Source organism: Pseudoalteromonas holothuriae (assembly GCF_945859825.1).
Lineage (GTDB): Bacteria > Pseudomonadota > Gammaproteobacteria > Enterobacterales > Alteromonadaceae > Pseudoalteromonas > Pseudoalteromonas holothuriae.
Window position 1 is genome coordinate 1 of record NZ_CAMAPC010000069.1, and the last position, 1,107, is coordinate 1,107.

Annotated in this window: 1 protein-coding gene; it reads left to right on the top strand. The window is 45.2% G+C overall.

The features are described 5' to 3' along the window. The coding region (locus tag OCI93_RS20895; protein ID WP_261627255.1) for a hypothetical protein at positions 1 to 1,107 on the top strand (1,107 nt) is incomplete at both ends.

The following is a 1,107-nucleotide window of genomic DNA, read 5'->3' on the forward strand; positions in this document are numbered from 1 at the left end:
GCAGCAATGCACTTAACACCGACTACCTATACGATGCGCTAGGGCGCTTAGCTCAAACCATTCAGGGTGACCAAGTTACTAACTATGAGTATGACGATAACAATAATCTAGTTAAGAAAGCAGAAAACTTTGGTGGCAAGTTAAAAGACCAAAACAGTGGCTATAGTCGAGACTCTGAGTTTGATAACCAGCACATTAGTTACTTTGTATATAACGAAGCTAACCAACTTACCGCTGAGTTTATCAGCACCTCTTTGCAATATGGATCACCTACGACACAATCGAATAACCCCATTGATGATATTGGTCCGGTAGAGCCACCGATGGACGTTATGAGCAGTGGTGTAGAAAGTCGTGATGTCAGTTCAAGCTCGGTAACACTGCCAGGGTTTATGACGTTAAAAGGTAACGTGCGTTATTTTGACTATGACAATAACGGCAACCGCATTGCGACGCATCAATTGAGCAACAACATTAATGTCGCAAGGGAGGTGTTTTTAAAAGTTGATCAATTTGATTTCAACGAAGGAGCGTTTGCCTACGACGTAGTCGCACGCACTATAAACAATGCCAGTGAACAGCCCAAGGTAAGTGAATACACCAGCTACGATAAAAGTGGTCGCAAGTCATTACATATTAACGCTGATGGCGGGGTTACTCAGTGGCACTACGATGCACAAGGGCGTGTGTATGAGTTAATTCGCTGGGGCGCGCGCGCCTCTATAACAAGTGACGGGCTAACGCACTTAAAAGCAGGCACTTTCAATGCCGCTTATTTGGTTAAATCCACAGTGAGTTACGCTCAACTGACTCAAGAGGCGGACAGTAAGCTTAAAACGCTCTACAACGATAAAGGGCAGCCACGCTTTACTTTAACCTTGCTAGATAATGCACAAGCAGTGATTAAAGAAAGTCGCTACGATAACGCAGGGCAACTCGTAGAAACCATTGCTTATGCTAATACGGTAAGTTATGGCGACGCGGCAAATGAAGTAGAGCTTGCAAGCAAAATCAGCCGTTCAGAGCACGACCGCAGCAGCCAATTGTTTTACGATGCAGCTGGGCGTCTACGCTTTACAGTGAATGCGCAAGGCCATGTTATCGAGC